This is a genomic window from Streptomyces sp. NPDC107538 (genome assembly GCF_055657445.1).
On record NZ_JBVKAY010000001.1, the window covers coordinates 196,667 to 212,280 of the forward strand.

At 68.1% G+C, this 15,614-nt stretch carries 10 protein-coding genes and 2 pseudogenes; 3 read left to right on the plus strand and 9 right to left on the minus strand.

Going from position 1 to position 15,614, the window contains the following annotated elements; genetic code table 11:
- Positions 1-103: 103 nt before the first annotated feature.
- The 4 genes and pseudogenes from ACZ7MG_RS00765 to ACZ7MG_RS00780 all read right to left on the minus strand — a co-directional run.
- A pseudogene (locus ACZ7MG_RS00765) lies at positions 104-653 on the minus strand (transposase); the annotation flags it as partial.
- A 554-nt stretch (positions 654-1,207) separates the two neighbouring features.
- Entirely contained in the window at positions 1,208-1,654 is a 447-nt protein-coding gene (locus tag ACZ7MG_RS00770; protein ID WP_471386360.1) for a hypothetical protein, read from the minus strand.
- A 68-nt stretch (positions 1,655-1,722) separates the two neighbouring features.
- On the minus strand, positions 1,723-2,367 hold the full coding sequence (locus ACZ7MG_RS00775) for a hypothetical protein (RefSeq protein WP_471386357.1): 645 nt from the start codon (positions 2,365-2,367) through the stop codon (positions 1,723-1,725).
- 355 nt (positions 2,368-2,722) lie between these two features.
- Positions 2,723-3,178 (minus strand): hypothetical protein, encoded by a 456-nt coding sequence (locus ACZ7MG_RS00780; protein ID WP_471386354.1) that lies wholly within the window; start codon positions 3,176-3,178, stop codon positions 2,723-2,725.
- Positions 3,179-6,067: 2,889 nt separating this feature from the next.
- Here ACZ7MG_RS00780 and ACZ7MG_RS00785 point away from each other — a divergent pair.
- Both ACZ7MG_RS00785 and ACZ7MG_RS00790 read left to right on the plus strand, forming a co-directional pair.
- Positions 6,068-6,397 carry a hypothetical protein gene (locus ACZ7MG_RS00785; protein WP_471386351.1) on the plus strand — a complete coding sequence of 110 codons (330 nt, stop codon included), beginning with the start codon at positions 6,068-6,070 and terminating at the stop codon, positions 6,395-6,397.
- A gap of 298 nt (positions 6,398-6,695) precedes the next feature.
- Positions 6,696-7,895, plus strand: a pseudogene (locus ACZ7MG_RS00790) (IS3 family transposase).
- Between the two features lie 186 nt (positions 7,896-8,081).
- Here the strand turns inward: ACZ7MG_RS00790 and ACZ7MG_RS00795 are convergent.
- From ACZ7MG_RS00795 to ACZ7MG_RS00815, 5 genes are all read right to left on the minus strand, one after another.
- Positions 8,082-9,197 (minus strand): PQQ-dependent sugar dehydrogenase, encoded by a 1,116-nt coding sequence (locus ACZ7MG_RS00795; protein ID WP_471386349.1) that lies wholly within the window; start codon positions 9,195-9,197, stop codon positions 8,082-8,084.
- A gap of 54 nt (positions 9,198-9,251) precedes the next feature.
- Positions 9,252-10,391 carry an XdhC family protein gene (locus ACZ7MG_RS00800; RefSeq protein ID WP_471386347.1) on the minus strand — a complete coding sequence of 380 codons (1,140 nt, stop codon included), beginning with the start codon at positions 10,389-10,391 and terminating at the stop codon, positions 9,252-9,254.
- Positions 10,392-10,502: 111 nt separating this feature from the next.
- Complete coding sequence (locus ACZ7MG_RS00805; RefSeq protein ID WP_471386344.1) at positions 10,503-12,722, minus strand: xanthine dehydrogenase family protein molybdopterin-binding subunit; 2,220 nt, start codon at positions 12,720-12,722, stop codon at positions 10,503-10,505.
- Positions 12,719-13,699 (minus strand): FAD binding domain-containing protein, encoded by a 981-nt coding sequence (locus tag ACZ7MG_RS00810; RefSeq protein ID WP_471386342.1) that lies wholly within the window; start codon positions 13,697-13,699, stop codon positions 12,719-12,721. Before ACZ7MG_RS00810 ends, ACZ7MG_RS00805 begins: the two co-directional genes overlap by 4 nt.
- Positions 13,700-13,709: 10 nt before the next feature.
- A complete protein-coding gene (locus tag ACZ7MG_RS00815) occupies positions 13,710-14,351 on the minus strand; it encodes a (2Fe-2S)-binding protein (protein ID WP_471386339.1) in 642 nt (213 codons plus the stop codon).
- A 185-nt stretch (positions 14,352-14,536) separates the two neighbouring features.
- Between ACZ7MG_RS00815 and ACZ7MG_RS00820 the strand changes: the two genes are divergently transcribed.
- Entirely contained in the window at positions 14,537-15,523 is a 987-nt protein-coding gene (locus ACZ7MG_RS00820) for a GlxA family transcriptional regulator (RefSeq protein WP_471386337.1), read from the plus strand.
- The last annotated feature ends 91 nt before the right edge of the window (positions 15,524-15,614 follow it).

Below are 15,614 nucleotides of genomic sequence, written 5' to 3' on the forward strand. Positions count from 1 at the left end.
GCCGCTTTCGCGAAGCAGTGACTCAGCTCGTGGAAGCGGTAACCCGCGGGCCGGACCGCCTATCTGACGGAGCTGGTGTTCCGCCGGATCATCGAGGCCGGCGTCCTCCCGGTCCGTGGTCGACGAACCCCATCAGCGGGTGGTGGCCGTAGGTTCTCTTCCACGTCGGTGCGGCGTCCTCCTTGTCCGAATGCGCGATCACCAGCACCCCGTCGAGGTCGGCGGTCACCGCCCTGCCCGCATTGGGCGCTTTCCCGTCGGCCAACTGCCAGGCCCGATCGCGCGTTTCGGCCCGCGCAGCACGGATCGCCCGCAGGGCTTTCTCCCCGGAGGCGGCAAGAGTGTCGACCAGGCGGGAGACGGTCGGGTCGGAGGCGACCGGCCCGAACACAGCCGGCTCGGCCCGCAACATGCCGACATCGGCCAGGCAGTCTCCGCCCAACGCGACCGCCAGCGCGATGTCCAGCAGGACCTTCCCGGGGTCATGGACAGCCCGCGGCTTCCGCCACGGCGCCGATGCCACGGATATTGCCTGGTCGAGGCCGGTCCTGCGGACCGTCTCCACGAGCAAGACCGAACCGGCCTGCGAGACCACCTGGCGGCCGTCCCCCCTGGACACGGACACGCGGGTATGACGCGATAAGCTCTCTCACCTGGAAAGTGCTCTTTCCCTCGCAACCAACAGGACCCTCAGCAAGTCCTATCGTTGCAGGTCAAGAGCACTTTCTGCGTTTCTGATCAGCCTGCGGACAGGCCACCTCGTGAAAGCACGAGGCTAGCCGCCCCCGGCCGGCACGCCGTCGTCGTCCTGATGCCGGACGGGCCGCAAGGCTCCCGGACAACTTCCGGGCGGCGGCGCACGCGGCCCCCAAGCGCTGCGCGTTCGCCAGCGACTTCCAGTCCCAGGACTCCGACGTCCACAAGTGGCTGGAGGCCGCCGGATCGGCATCACCCAGTCCTGGGATCAGTCGCTCGGCCTCACCCGGGGCACCCCGCTGCTGACCGAGATCCAGAAGCTGTTCAACGGGCAGAGCTCGCCGGAACAGTTCGTCAGCTCGGTGCTCGCGAAGCCGCATGCCTCAAGCGATCTCGCGAGCTTGGGCACAGTACACAGGTGCCCTGCTCGGGAGAGCAGGGCACCTGTGTGCGCGGTCAGGACATCCGGGGGCTCGGTACATCCTGCGGAGCCTGGATTCCTCCCACGGCTCTAGTCGCGGAGAGCCCACAGTTCGACGATGGGACGGCTGTTGACCTGGCCGGTGTTGTCAGCGCGCTTGATGCTGTTGCAGACGTCGAGCCCGCGCTTGCCGTCGAGTACGTTGAGGGAGAAGTCCTCACAGGTCCAGCCGTCCACCCTCTGCCGGGCCCCCCACCTCGGCTTGAGCTTCGTGACGTCCGCCGGCGGGTTGGCGACGTTGTTGGTGCGGTTGACGGCCGTCTTGCAGGCAACGCCGTCGCTCTTGGGAACCTCGAATATTCTGGCCCAGACGACCTCCTTCTCGCCGTTCTTGCCGTAGTAGCCGACCCAGTAGTTCCCGCAGACACGGGAGCCGGCCTGCGCCTCGGCCGTGCCGGGGACGGCGATCAGTAGGCCGGCCGCCGTGGCGAGGGCCGCGAGTACTGCGGTGCGGTGCTTCGTGCGCTTGAAGATCATTTCTTTCCTCCTGGGTCTGCGGGGATACCGCCGAAACCGATGGCCAGGGTGCTGGAGCGCGTGCTCGTTCAGCGGGCCAGGATCTTGCCGTTGATCTCGTACGTGGCCATCCAGCGCTGGAAGATGTTCCGGTTCCACTTGCCGAACCTGACGCTGCCGTTCCAGTCGTACTCCCTGCCGTTCAGGCAGCCGCGGTTGGTCCTGACCCAGCCGCCGACGAAGTCACCCTGAGTCCAGCGTCGGACGGCCACGTTGACGGGCGCGGCCTGGTCCCTGCCAAGCAGGTTGACCGTCCAGGTGAAGGTTGTGGTCGTTTCGGTGGTCCGCGAGTAGCCACCCGCGATACCGACGACGAGGTTGTACCACTTCTTGCTGGGGGAGCTGGCGTTACCCAGGTCGGTGCCGCCGCCGAGGTTCCAGGAAGCGCTCGACGTCTTGCTCTTCTCCCACGAGTAGCTGCAGGTACGGCCGGCCGGGCACAGGAACAGCGGGCCCCGGAACCTCACGTCGTACCAGTCGGCCGGCGCCTTGATCCGCCACACCGCACGGGTCACGTTGCCACCGCCCTGACCGGGAACGATCTGCGCGCCGTCGGACTGCTGCTCGGTCATGCACTGGGTCGCGGCTTGCGCCGATCCGACCGTGCCCATCATGGTCGCGAGCAGCAGCGCCACGCACATGAGCAGCCGGTGCCACCAGACTCTTCTTGCCATTACTCATTCCTTTCCCTGGAGTGCCGGCACGGCAGGCACTCGGTCGTCCGGTTCGGAAGTCGCCCGTCAGAGGAGGCCACGCGGACGAGATCCCGGATCGAACCTTGTCGGTAGGCGGGCGGTCCGGAGGCCACCAATAGCCGAACCCCACTGCCTCACGCTGGCCGCGACACGGAGTTTGCGAAGAGAACCCGGAAGCTGTGAATGCCAGCAATCAGATGCGGTGACGAACCCAGGCGCGAACTTGGGCCTAGGGTCTGTTCCGGTCGCAGCCCATATCTCGTCTACAGAGCCCGCGGGGCACGCGTCCGATATATTTCACGCTCTCCGGACCGGTCGCGACCTCCTTCTCGCCCTAGTAGACGATAGACATGACTGTGGCGGTACGTCCCGCTACCTGGCCGATAGCGTCGACGCGCTGCATATTGAGGCAGGGGTCGTTTCCGTACTTGTCGCTGAACAGGTCGCCGACAGCCTCGCAGGTTTCATTCCCGACGCTGACCCTGTTGCCCCACTGCACCTTCCCTTTATATCCGGGAAGGCTCGTCATGTTGAGGGCGTCCGTCTTGGTGTTGACCCGGTGGCACTCACCGAACTCGAACTTCTTGACCTCGATGAACTTGCCTACCCTGCCGACCTTCCTGACCTCGCCCTTCGAGTTCGCGGCGTACGCGTCCCAGTAGTTCCCGCAGATCCTGGACCCGGACTGGGCCGAAGCGGTTCCGGGAAGCGCGACCGTTGCGGTCGCCGCGGTCACGAGGGCGAATGCAGCCAGAGCCACTCTGCCCCTGAGAGAGCGCTTGGAATCCATTTCCACTCCTTCGGTTCCGTGGGCATTTCGCATCCTGGTGACCCCGAAAAAAGAGACTCTTCGGACCGAACAGAACTCGAAATAGCTCCTACAGCGGCGCGATCCTCGTTGGCCGCACCGTCGAGCGAGATAAGTTTGGGATCAGCACGACCGCGATGTCAAGACTTCAAGAACTTCCTTCCCTCCAGCTCGCCCCGACTCCTCCAGGCTTATTCCAGGCATGCAAAAGCAACCCTTTTGGCCCCACCGAAAAAGTGAAAGAGAGGGCAAGGAGAGGGTTGCGAGAGGATTGCATTGCGACGCCCGAAGAAGTCGCCCCCAGATGGCGGCAGGAACGAAAATATCGAAAAGAACAGGCTGTGCCGATTTCTGCGGCAATGACCTCGAAAGTACGCAGAGAACACTGTGGGGACTGGGGACCGCTTCGGCACCACAAAGCGAAAAAACGAGGCGAAGCGAACGGCGAGCAGTGCACACTTCACGCACCGCCGGAGCTTCGCTCGGGCCAACCTCCTGCGGGGGGAGAGGGCGCCACGCGGGGCTGGGTCAAGTCTCGCGTGGGGATGGACGGGCATCCGTGGTCCTGATGCACAGATCATGTGACCTGCGCTCCTGTACGTCAAGACAGATATGCTTGAGGTCTCAAGAACATAAAGACCGAAACCCAAGTGGGGCGCGACCGCCCTGATCAGGGATGAAGCCTCAGCGTGTCGGCCGCTCACGTCGCGCCGAGCCCGGCGACCGCCCACCGGTCATCCACCTCATTCGCCAGAGCCTGGCCAACGGGCCCGCGCCGTTCACCTGCCCCGAAGCCCCGCACCCAACAGCAACCGCCAAGGTGCGCTGCCACACCACCAGACTGGCGAAGTCACCTCCTCCGCCACCTTGTTGAGTCCTCCCGACCCGACCGGGCGGCCGAACCCGTCAATGCCCTACCCGACGCACCCGCGTCCACCTTCGCGTCGAGCAACAGAGCTGGCCAGCTGGGCGATCACCGGCACCCGGTTCCCAGCTGCCGAGGACGGCGGCGCCACCGCCCGCCGGTAGCGAACCGAACCGGTGCTGCCGCGGCACACGATCTGTTGCACTTCTGACGACCTCCACCCGGCGAACCTGTGCGGTCACAGCACTGAACAGCGTCTGAAGGGCCTGTCAGCGGGGTAAGTTGGTGCCGATGGTGCCAGGTGGGCGACCGGCGAAACACCACGCGTCGGGAGACCCACGCGGCGTTGACGCACTGGCTGAGGCCCGGTTGCGCCTGGAGACTGTCGCCGTATGACCTACCGCCGTGGTGGACCGTCTGCCAGCACCGGCGGCAATGGCGCCAAGTCGACTTGAAGAAAAGCACGTTGACGACATTGGGCGAACGCAAGCGAGTGCAGGTTGGCCTAGATCCCGGCGCCCCAGCGCGGCCATCGTGGACTGTCAGAGGGTCAAGGGCAGTGAACACGGCGGACTGCACGGGCATGGCGGCGTGAAGAAGTTCAGCGGCATCGAGTACCACCTGTTCGTCGATGTCCGGCGGCACCGTCCTGGTCACCTGCGTGTGCCCAGCGACCGTCGGCGATCGCGACGCGGTGCTGTTCTCCTGGGCTGCCGCTGACTTCCTGCGTCTTCGGTGGGCGTGGGTGGAGCAGGGCTACCGCGGGCTCTGACTTCGCTGCCCGCGCCTGGGTGGGGAACCGCCCCCAGCAGTACCTTCGCCCTCGGGGTCCAACGGTTCGAAGCAGCCCCGAGAGACCGTCCCTGGGTACAACAGCGGCACCAGGCCGCAAGCCTGGGAAAGACTGCTGTGCCTGCAGGGCATCCTGTGCGTACTGCGACGACATCGGCTGGCAACTGCTGCATGTAGCTCGGGCGGGCAGGCTTGTCTGCGCTGGCTCGGTCGATGGCGCAAGGCCGACGTCCTTCGAGAAGCGCACCGCATTGTGCTTGCCGCGCTGCACTTGGCGGACGCTGTCCCCATGCTTTGCACCGTGATCCCCTATCGAGCCATGGGTTCTCACGCTTGTCGCAACAGACCGGGCGCTTGCCGGTGCGGGTGATGGCGGAGACGTCATTCCTGCCCGGCAGTGTGTTCACTTCCCGCGGCCGACTCCAACGCGCAGCCTGGCTTGGTGGCTTGAGATCGCCAGCCGACGGGTGTGCGAACCGGCGGCGGTGGGCGCGGGCGGTCGAAGGCGCGGCGTGGTCGAGCGCTCGTGGCAGTCGCCATCGAAGTCACGGCCGCCCACGCAAACGCTCGACCGGGAACCCCGGCCGAGCGCCTCGCCGAAACGCAGTGATGCCGCAAGAGCCCCGGAAGTACGAGCGCTTTCCTGGTGGGAGCGCTGACTCGAAGAGGGGTGAGCGGTGGTTCACTACCGGCAACTCCCCGTTGTGGTCCGGCTCAGCGATTCTTGCAGTCTGCCGTCACCTTCCCGTTGCCGGCGTCCCTGACGGCTACCAGCCCGACACCACCGTCAGCTTTGCACTGCCTTTCCAGGTCCGCATATGTCCCTGTCCGGTTGTGCCATATGTGGTCCCCCCGGCCAGCGAAGGCCGAACTGGCCCCCGCTACCTGAAGTCCTACCAGGAGGGCTGCTGCGGCAGGTACCACCCACCGGGCGGCGCGGCGTCCACTGGGGGCAGTTGAGCCTTCCGCGGATCCTCGATCAGCGGATTGGGGGGTTCGTCGTGACACAACATCTCCTATCGGGAGAGCTCGCATGTGAGGGGTTCCTCGGACTCCACCAGCGGAGCAGCGGAAGCCGAGTGGTGAGGAAAGCCTCTACGACAGTTGTGTGTGACGCCGTCGGAAAAAGTCTAGAAACTGTGAATATTGAACTTTCACGTATCTCGTTGGAACGGGTCCGACACGCGGCTCCAGGCTCGTTCGGGGGTGCGCCCGTGCTGCCCCAAATCTGTGGCCGGTCGCGCCGCAACAACGAACCCTCCGCAGACCTCCCAACGGGCGGCTTCCCGCGGCCCGGTGGCACCCTGCACAACGCGCTGGCAGGGGGACCTCGACCCGCGCCCGTTCCCCGGGACGTCGAGGGCCCCACCCTCGCCAGTACCACCTACAGAGTCGAGAAGCTCCTGGCCGGCCGTGCTCCGCTCTGCTACTCCGAGTACGGGGACTACCTGATCGCCATGAACACCACCACCGCCAAGGGCTTCACCTTCCCGGCCTCCGGTGGCTTCGACCCGCCCGGGGCCCTATCACCGGCAAGAACCTAGGCAAGGGGCAGCAGCCCAGGCTGGGCTGCTGAGCACCCTGGTCCTGCGCGGGAGCCGTTCCTCCGACTGACAGGTCAGGTCCTCGACAGACTGCTCCGGCAGTTCGTCGCCCAGGCGACCGGTCCGACACTGTCATGGCGTCGGGCCGGTCGCCTGGGCCGGGTGGTCAGGCGGAAGGGGCGCCGGTGAGGGTTTCCACGCTGCCGGTGTCGAGCGAGTAGTAGGCGCTGACGGGCCTTGACCCTTGATCCTGGACACACGAGACACTGGATCCTGAGGATCTGAGAACGGACATCTCGTGGTCATGAAGAACTATCCGCCGCAGTTCAAGGCGGACGCGGTCGCGCTGTGCCAGTCGCGGCCGGAGGCGACGATCAGGCAGTCGCCGCCGATCTGGGGATCAACCCCGAGACCTTGCGGAACTGGGTCCGGGCGGCTGGAGCGAGTCGACCCCGGGAGCGCCGGGCGGAGGTGCCGACAGAGCCGCCGACGCAGTTGGAGGCGGAGAACGCCGCTCTGCGCAAGAAGGTCCGTGAGCTGGAGGAAGAGCGCGAGATCCTGCGGAAGGCGGCGAAGTATTCCGCCGGGGAGACGCGTTGGTGAACCGCTTCCAGTTCGTCGCAGACCATCAACGCCGTTACGACGTGAAGCGGCTGTGCACCATCCTGGGCATCGCCAACTCCAGCTTCCACTACTGGCGTCGGACGGCTGCGGACCGGACCGCCCGGCAGGAAGCCGACGCCCGCCTCGCCACCCGGATACGGGCCGTGCACCGCGAGTCGGACGGCACCTATCGCGTCCCCAGGATCACGGCCGAGCTCCGCGAGGCGGGCGAGCGCGTCAACCACAAGCGGATCGCGGGGTGATGCGGGGCGCCGGCCTGGCGGGCGTGCGCTTGCGCCGCAGACACCGCACCACTGTCGCGGACCCGGCCGCGGCGAAGGCCCTGGACCTCATCGGCCGCGACTTCACGGCAAGCGAGCCGAGCGCGAAGTACGTCGGCGACATCACCTATCTCCCGCTGGACGGCGGGAAGTCCCTGTATCTGGCCACCGTCATCGACCTCGCCTCACACCGCCTGGCCGGCTGGGCGATCGCGGACCACATGCACACCGACCTCGTCACCGACGTCCTGGCCGCCGCAGAACGGACCTGCGGCAGCCTCGCCGGGGCGTACATGCACACCGACCACGGGGCCCAGTACACCAGCCGGGCCTTCGCCGACGCCTGCCGTCAGGCCGGCGTCCGCCAGTCCATGAGCGCGATCGGCAGGTCGGCGGACAACGCGCTCGCCGAGTCCTTCAACGCGACGTTCAAACGCGAGACGCTTCAGGGCCGGAAGCGCTGCTCCAGCGATCGCGAGGCCCATCTCGACGCGTTCCGCTGGCTCAACCGCTACAGCACCCGACGCCGTCACTCCCGCCTCGGACAACGCAGTCCCATCGCCTACGAGACAGCACTCGACACAACATCAACTACCCTGGCCCAAGCCGCATAGCCCGTGTCCAAGATCCGGGTCAAGGCCCCCCGTCCAGCAGTAGTGAAGTGCAGGGAAACTTCGATACAAGCCACATGGCATGGCCGTCCGGTCGCTTCAGGAACGACGCGCTACGGCTGTGCGGATCCCGGCTCCGGCCCGGGAGATGAGGCTCCCGGGCCGGAGCCGGGATCCGCACGAAGGAAGTCAGGACACCTGCAGAAGCAGGATCCGGTCGTCCTCGTCGCTCGGCGAGCCCCGGCCGTCGGTGTTGCTGGTGACGAGCCACAGCCTGTCCTCGGTTGCCGCGACCACGGTGCGCAGCCTGCCGTGATCGCCCTCCAGATATCCTCCGGGCTCTCCATCTGGCCGGGCGCCGTTCAGCGGGATGCGCCACAGGCGTTGGCCGCGCAGTCCCGTCATCCAGATCGCGTCCTTGGCGTGGGCGATGCCGCTGGGAGAGGCGTCCTCGGGAATCCACTGCTGGACGGGGCTGGTGAATCCCGGAGTGTCGTCGCGCCCTTCGACCTCCGGCCAGCCGTAGTTGCGTCCGGGCCGGATCAGGTTCAGTTCGTCCCAGGTCGCCTGGCCGAACTCCGAGGCCCACAGGCGTCCGTCGTCGTCCCAGGCGATCCCCTGGGGGTTGCGGTGCCCCAGGGAGTACACCACCGATCCCGGTTCCGGATTGCCCTGCGCCGGTTCACCGTCCGGGGTCATCCGCAGGATCTTGCCGCCGAGCGAGTCCCGGTCCTGGGCGAGGTGGGTCTCGTCCGACTCGCCCGTGCTCGCGTACAGCATCCCGTCGGGGCCGAAGGCGATACGGCCGCCGTTGTGGGTGTAGCCGTGCGGGATGCCCCGCAGGACTGTGTCCGGCGGACCCAGCTGGCGGCCGGCGGGCTGTGACGGGTCGTAGCGCATCCGGACGATGCGGTTGTCCGAGGCCGAGGTGAAGTACGCATAAACCAGGTGATCGGTTACGAAGCCGGGGGAGATCGCGAGGCCCAGCAGTCCGCCCTCACCCTGAGGGGCGACTGACGGCACCGTTCCCAGTTCGGTCTGCTCACCGGTGTCGGCGTCGATGCGGGTGATGGTGGCCTCGTCGCGGGAGGACACCAGTAGGTCGCCTTCGGGCAAAGCGGTCAGTCCCCATGGCGAGTTGAGGCCGTCCGCCACGGTCCGGAGCACCTTCACCCGCCCTTCCTGCGCACCGGTGCCGGCAGAGGCCGCGGCGTTGCCGGAGCGGGTGTCCCGGGTGTCCGTCGTGCAGCCCGTCACGACAAGGAGCGCGGTACCCAGAGCGGCCCTGAGCAGGGAGTGGCGCACGGGTCCTGGTCCTCGTTCTCTCAGGGTCTCTCGTATGTTCAAGGTTCCTCCTGGTTACGCGACTGCCCGGCCGCCGCCTGCCGACATGGCAGGGTGGATGGGGCCGTGCCCCGTGGAAAGCGGTGCCCCCGAGGCTTTGTTGGTGTGCGCGATGATTTCGGCGGTGATGGAGACAGCCGTCTCCTCGGGGGTGTGTCCTCCGAGATCGAGCCCGATCGGTGAGCGCAGCAGCGCGAGACGCGTCTCGGGCACACCTTCTTCCTGCAGTAGCTTGAGACGGTGTTCATGAGTGCGCCGTGATCCCATGGCGCCGACATAGCTCACGGGAAGACCGAGAGCCAGGCGCAGAAGCGGAATGTCGAACTTGGCGTCGTGGGTGAGGACGCAGATCGCGGTGCGGGAGTCCACCGTGGTGCGGGCCAGGTACCGGTGCGGCCAGTCCACCACGACCTCGTCCGCGTCCGGGAAGCGCGCGGCAGTGGCGAAGACCGGGCGCGCGTCGCAGACGGTGACGTGGTAGCCGAGGAAGCGTCCGGCCGAGCTGAGGGCGGCGGCGAAGTCGACGGCGCCGAAGACCAGCATCCTGGGGCGGCGCGCGTTGCTGTGGATCATGACGGTCAGCCGTTCGTGGCACATCCCGTCATCGGCGCCCACCTCAACCCGTCCGCTGCGTCCCGCCCGTAGCAGGGCACGGGCCTGTGCCACCACCGTCCGTTCCGTGACCGTGTCGTCCAGGGCTCCCCGGTGCCCGCCGTCCGCTTCGGTGCCGGGTACGACGATCATGCGGCCCACGAGTTTCTCGGGGCCGTCCACGATCTGGGCGACGGCCACGGGCCGGCCGGAGGTCACCTCCGCGAGAGCGGCGGCCAGAAGGGCAGTCCGATCGACGTTCTGTATCAGGACCTCGATCTCACCGCCGCAGGTCAGGCCCACGGCGAAGGCGTCGGAGTCGGAGTAGCCGAACCGGGCCGACACGGGGGCCCCGCCCTCCGCCAGTACCTGCCGGCACAGCTCGTACACTTCCCCTTCCACACAGCCGCCGGAGACGCTGCCCACCGCGTTGCCGTCGATGTCCACGGCCATGGCGGTGCCGGGCGGCAGGGGTGCGCTGCCACTGACGTGGACCACGGTGGCGAGGGCGAAGGGGCGGCCCTCACGGCACCAACTGGACAACGTCTCGGCGATGTTGAGCATGTGCGTGTCTTTCTGGGTTGGGGTTGCTCATGGGGCGGCGGCGGGCCGGACGACCATGTGGGGAGGGACGGCTGGCGGGAGTCCCGAGCGGCGATCTCCCGCGACGACCGATCAGAGCAGGGCCTCCGCGGTGATGGGCAGCTCACGGACACGGCGCCCGGTGGCGTGGAAGACGGCGTTGGCCACGGCGGGCGCCACCCCGACCTTCACGATCTCGCCCAGGCCCTTCACGCCGATGGGGTCGGCTTCGAGATCCTCGCCCTCGAGATAGACCGCCCGCAGGTCGCGGATGTCGGCGTTGACGGGCACCAGGTAGTCGGCCAGGTTCGCGTTGGTGATGCGGCCGTCGCGGTGGTCGGTGACGGTGTGTTCGAGCAGTGCCATGCCGATGCCGCCCACCATGGCGCCGAGCGCCTGGCTGTCCGCGAGTTTGGGGCTGATGACGCGCCCCACGTCGTAGACGCCGAGCATCCGCCGTACCCGTACCAGCCCCAGGTGTCGGTCGACGGCCACCTCGGCGAAGACGGCGCTGTAGGCGAAGGCCGAGGTCCGCTCCTGGTCCGCCGCTGGCGGTACGTAGACTCCGCGCGCTTCGAGGTGCGTGAGGGCGTGGCGGGCCATGAGCCGGGCGTACGTCTCGCCGCGTCCTGGATCGTCGCGCACGTGCATACGGCCCCCGCGGACCACCACGGCGTCTTCGGTGACTCCGTGCAGAGGGGACCGTTCGTCCCGGACGGCGAGTTCGATCGCCTGCCGTCGCAGTCGGTCGCAGCCGTCCTGGACGGCGGAGCCCACGCTGGCCATGGTCTGGGAACCGCCGTGGGGTGGGACCGGCGGCAGTGCCGAGTCGCCGAGTTCGAAGCGGACGTTGCGCAGGGACAGGCCCAGGGCGTCCGCGGCGAGTTGGGACATGGACGTGTAGGTGCCGGGGCCCATGTCACTGGCGGCGGCCTGGACCCGTGCCGTGCCGTTGGCGCCGAGCCTGACGGCGGCCTCCGCACGGCCGCGCAGGGTGTCGTAGCAGCCGGCGGCGACACCGGTGCCGATGAGCTGGTCGCCGTCGCGGGTGGAGCGGGGCCGGGGGTCGCGCCGATGCCAGCCGAACTCGCGGGCCCCGGTGCGCAGACACTCGCGCAGCCGCCGGGTGGAGAACGGCAGCCCATTGGACTGGTCCACGTCCGGCTCGTTGCGCAGGCGCAGTTCGATCGGGTCGACGCCCAGGTCGTACGCGAGTTCGTCCAGGGCCGACTCGATGGCGAACGCGGCGGTGGAGTAGCCGGGCCCGCGCATGAACGTGGGCGTGTTGACGTCCAGCGGAACCGTCCGGTGCGTCTGACGGACGTGAGGCGTCGCGTACAGCATCTGTCCCGGGACCCGGGCGCTCTCGACGAAGTGCTCGTAGGCCGATGTCTCGGACCGCAACTCGTGGAGCATCGCGGTCAGTCGGCCGCGGTCGGTGCTGCCCAGACGCACCCGGTAGCTGTACGCGGGACGGTAACCCGTTCCGTAGTACAGCTGCCTGCGGGTCAGTACGAGCTTCACCGGGCGCTGGACCTCGCGTGCGGCCAGGGCGGCGATCGTGACGTGTGGCCAGGTCCGCAGGGCGTTGCCGAACGCCCCGCCGACGAAGGGGGAAACGCAGCGCACCGAGGACTGCGGTATTCCGAAGACGGCGGCGAGTTCGTCCCGCGTGCCCAGGACCCACTGCGTCTTGTCCCACACGGTGAGTTCGTCGCCCTCCCAGCGCGCCACGGTGGCGTGCGGTTCCATCGCGTTGTGGTGGTTGCGGGCCGCCCGGTAGGTCCGGTCCAGAGTCACGGGCGCGGAGGCCAGCGCCTCGTCCGGTTCGCCTCGCTCGTAGTCCTGATTAGGGAGCGGGGGGTTGACCGGTCGGTCCGTCGTCGCCAGGTCGGTGACGGGTTCTTCGGCGGCGTACGACACCTTGACCAGGCTCGCCCCGTGCTGCGCTGCCTCCAGGGTCCGGGCCACGACCACGGCGACGGGCTGCCCGAAGAACAGGACCTTGTCGTCCTGGAAAACGTGCAGACGCTCGCCCACCGCCGGGTCGAGCCAGGCACCGGGGTTGTCGCGGTACGCCAGCCTGGGCGCGTTGAGGTGGCTGATCACCTTCATGACGCCGGGGTGGGCGAGCGCGCGACCGGTGTCGATGCCGGTGACACGTCCGAGAGCGATCGTGCTGTCGACGACGACGGCGTGGACGGTGTCGTCGAGGACGTGGTCGGCCGCGTAGGTGGCCCGGCCGGTCACTTTCAGGCGGCCGTCCACCCGGGACAGGGGGGCACCGACGGCTGCCCTCGGCTGCGAGCTCATTCGGCGCCTCCCACGATGCGCAGCTGACGTTCGACGGTGCGTTTCAGGAGCTGCACCTTGAAGCGGTTGTGCTCCAGCGGGCGAGCGCCGTCGTCGGCCCGCTCAGCCGCTCTGGCCCACAGGGACGCCGACGGCCGCTCACCGACGAGGAGTCGCTCGACGGCGGGCAGCCGCCAGGGCACGGTGCCCACACCTCCGGCCGCGACCCGCGCCTTGTGGATGACGCCGCGACGCAGATGCAGGGCGACGGCTGCGGAGGTGAGGGCGAACTCGTAGCTCTGCCGGTCGCGCACCTTCAGATAGCCGGACCGGAGCGGCCGGGGCTGCGCCGGGATCTCCACCGACGTGATCAACTCACCCTTACGGAGCGCCTGCTCGCGGTCCGGGGTGTCCCCCGGTGGCAACAGGAACCCGGACAGGGGAACGGTCCGTTCGCCACCCGGCCCCAGCAACCGAACCCGAGCCTCCAGCGCGGTGAGGGCCACGGCGGCGTCCGAGGGGTGGGTGGCCACGCAGGACGCGGAGGTGCCCAGGATCGCGTGGGTACGGTTCTGGCCGTGCAGCGCGGCGCAGCCCGAGCCGGGTTCGCGTTTGTTGCAGGCGGCGGTGACATCACGAAAGTAGGCGCACCGGGTGCGCTGCATGATGTTCCCGCCGATGGTGGCCATGTTCCGCAACTGGGGCGACGCGCTCAGCTCCAGCGCCTGCGAGATCACGGGGTAGAGGGCGCGCACCTTGGGGTGGGCGGCGGCCTCGGCCATCCGGACCAGCGCACCGATGCGCAGACCCCCGCCTTCCGTGACCGAGAGGTCGCGCAGTGGCAGGCCGCTGATGTCGATCAGGCTGCCGGGGCGTTCGACCGTCTCCCGCATCAGGTCGACCAGGGTGGTGCCGCCGGCTATGTAGCGTCCGCCGCGACGGGCGGCGTCGACCGCCTCGCGGGCGTCGGAGACTTTGGTCAGAGTGAAGGGATACATGGGCGCGGCCTCACTTTCCGTGGGCGGTCTGTTCGACGGCGCGCACGATCTTCACGTAGCAGCCGCAGCGGCAGATGTTGCCGCTCATCCACTCCCGGATCTCCTCCGGGGAGTTGGTGTGGCCCTCCTTGATGCAGCCGATGCCGGACATGATCTGTCCGGGCGTGCAGTAGCCGCACTGGAAGGCGTCCTGCTCGATGAACGCGCTCTGCAGTGGGTGCAGTCGACCGTCGTCGCCATCAGCCGCCAGCCCTTCGACCGTCGTGACCTCGGCTCCCGCCAGGCGTACGGCCAGCGTGAGACAGGAGTTGACGCGGGTACCGTCCACCAGAACCGTGCAAGCACCGCAGGCGCCCGCGTTGCAGCCCTTCTTCGTGCCGGGCAGGCCGAGGTGTTCACGGAGCAGGTCCAGCAGCGAGGTGCGGTTGTCGACGGTGAGGGTGTGCCGTACGCCGTTGACGGTCAGCGACACCGTGCTGCCCGGGGCATCGTCGAGGGCCTGGGCACCGCTGGCCGCCGCGGGTGCGGCGACGGCCCGGCCGCCCGCGATCACGACCCCGCCGGCGGCACTGGTCACCATGAAGGCGCGTCTGCTCGGGGCGGATCCCTCCCGCGTCGTGGTCGGCGTCGCGTCAGGATGTTCTGCAGGCATGTGTGTTTCCTCGCCTCGCTCATGCGTCTCCGTGGACGACCCCAGGCCCCTCCCGCGCGGGGGACCGGCACTGGACACCGTCGCCGCCACCGTCCTCCAGTGCGGCAGTTGGTTGAATGCGAGACTTTCGTACGTCCGTGATCGGCCCAAGTACCGGAAACGACAACCATCGCTAAATTAATGACATGGAGCGCCACATCATGAGCGTCGCTGTGACGGCCGACGCACCGATCTTCGAGCTGACCATTCCCTGGGAGGTGTTCGGCAGGCCCAACCTCGGCGCACCGGAAGCCTGGTACGACTTGCGTTTCTGCGCGCCTCCCGGTCTGCGTACCGGCGGCGGGTTCGTGCCTGACACGCCGTACGGGTACGAGGCGATGGACGGTGCCGACACCGTGGTCGTGGCGCCGCTCGCGTTCGGCAGGGACGAGATCCCGCAGGATCTGTTATCCGCGGTCAAATCAGCCCACGCCAACGGGGCCCGGATCGTCTCCCTGTGCACCGGAGCCTTCGTGCTCGCGGAAGCCGGACTGCTCGATGGCCGTACCGCGACGACACACTGGCTCCACGCGGACACACTGGGCAGACGCTATCCGTCGGTCAAGGTCGACCCGGAGGTCCTCTACGTGGACGACGGCGATATCCTGACCAGCGCGGGTGCCACCGCGGCGATCGACCTGTGTCTGCACATCGTCCGCCTCGACCACGGAGCGGCGGTCGCCAACCGGATCGCCCGGCGACTTGTGGCCTCCCCACACCGCTCCGGTGGTCAGGCACAGTACATCGATCTGCCCATGCCCCGGTGCGAGGAGGGCTTGGAACCATTGTTCGACCGCATGCGCCGCCATCTGCACGAACCCATCACCGTCACGACCTTGGCGCGCTGGGAGAATGTCACCGAGCGCACGCTGTTGCGACGGTTTCGGCAGGTCACCGGAACGACGCCGATCAAGTGGCTGACCGCGCAGCGACTGCAGCACGCCCGACACCTGCTGGAGACGACCACGCTCGCGGTCGAACGGATCGCGGAGGCGTCAGGTCTGGGCGGCCCGGCCAATTTCCGCCGCCACTTCACGGAGAAAGTGGGTGTGTCCCCGCACGCGTATCGGCGCACGTTCAATGGCGGGACCGATGGCATCGGGAGCGAGACAGCCGGCATCGTCCGGGGCTGAGAGACACCAGAGGGACACCTGAGCAGCAGACGGTCGTTCACTTGGCCACGTGCTTGGCGTCGCCTCGTCCGGAACGTGCGCGTCCTGGGGC

What these genes read in the sequence shown, in the direction of transcription:
- ACZ7MG_RS00770 (WP_471386360.1), bottom strand. Translation starts at nt 1,654, where the DNA reads ATGATCTTCAAGCGCACGAAGCACCGCACCGCAGTACTCGCGGCCCTC.
- ACZ7MG_RS00775 (WP_471386357.1), bottom strand. Translation starts at nt 2,367, where the DNA reads ATGGCAAGAAGAGTCTGGTGGCACCGGCTGCTCATGTGCGTGGCGCTG.
- ACZ7MG_RS00780 (WP_471386354.1), bottom strand. Translation starts at nt 3,178, where the DNA reads ATGGATTCCAAGCGCTCTCTCAGGGGCAGAGTGGCTCTGGCTGCATTC.
- ACZ7MG_RS00800 (WP_471386347.1), bottom strand. Translation starts at nt 10,391, where the DNA reads ATGCTCAACATCGCCGAGACGTTGTCCAGTTGGTGCCGTGAGGGCCGC.
- ACZ7MG_RS00805 (WP_471386344.1), bottom strand. Translation starts at nt 12,722, where the DNA reads ATGAGCTCGCAGCCGAGGGCAGCCGTCGGTGCCCCCCTGTCCCGGGTG.
- ACZ7MG_RS00810 (WP_471386342.1), bottom strand. Translation starts at nt 13,699, where the DNA reads ATGTATCCCTTCACTCTGACCAAAGTCTCCGACGCCCGCGAGGCGGTC.
- ACZ7MG_RS00815 (WP_471386339.1), bottom strand. Translation starts at nt 14,351, where the DNA reads ATGCCTGCAGAACATCCTGACGCGACGCCGACCACGACGCGGGAGGGA.
- ACZ7MG_RS00820 (WP_471386337.1), top strand. Translation starts at nt 14,537, where the DNA reads ATGGAGCGCCACATCATGAGCGTCGCTGTGACGGCCGACGCACCGATC.